Below are 305 nucleotides of genomic sequence, written 5' to 3'. Positions count from 1 at the left end.
GTGGCCTTTGACAAATCAGCATCGACCTTGTCACTAGCAGCCTTCTTTTGGTCACTAGTTAAGGCTGGATTGTTGTTAATCGCATCCTTAGCAGCCTGAGCCTTGTTACCCAAGTCCGTCGTTGCAGCGGTCTTTTGGGCTGACAGTGGGTTCGACGTTGCAGCTGATGAAGCGGCATTGGCATCACCAGCAATGGCGGCATCACCATCGCTATTAGCCTTGTTGACGTCATCGGCATCTGTCGCGTTGTTCACGTTATCGGTGGCCTTTGACAAATCAGCATCGACCTTGTCACTAGCAGCCTT

Annotated in this window: 1 protein-coding gene; it reads right to left on the bottom strand. The window is 51.5% G+C overall.

Annotated elements, in window-relative coordinates; genetic code table 11:
* The coding region (locus tag AOQ29_RS00360) for a DUF1542 domain-containing protein (protein ID WP_114674971.1) at positions 1 to 305 on the bottom strand (305 nt) is incomplete at both ends.

Source organism: Fructobacillus ficulneus, from assembly GCF_001047075.2.
Lineage (GTDB): Bacteria > Bacillota > Bacilli > Lactobacillales > Lactobacillaceae > Fructobacillus > Fructobacillus ficulneus.
This window is presented reverse-complemented; position numbering and strand designations above follow the sequence as displayed.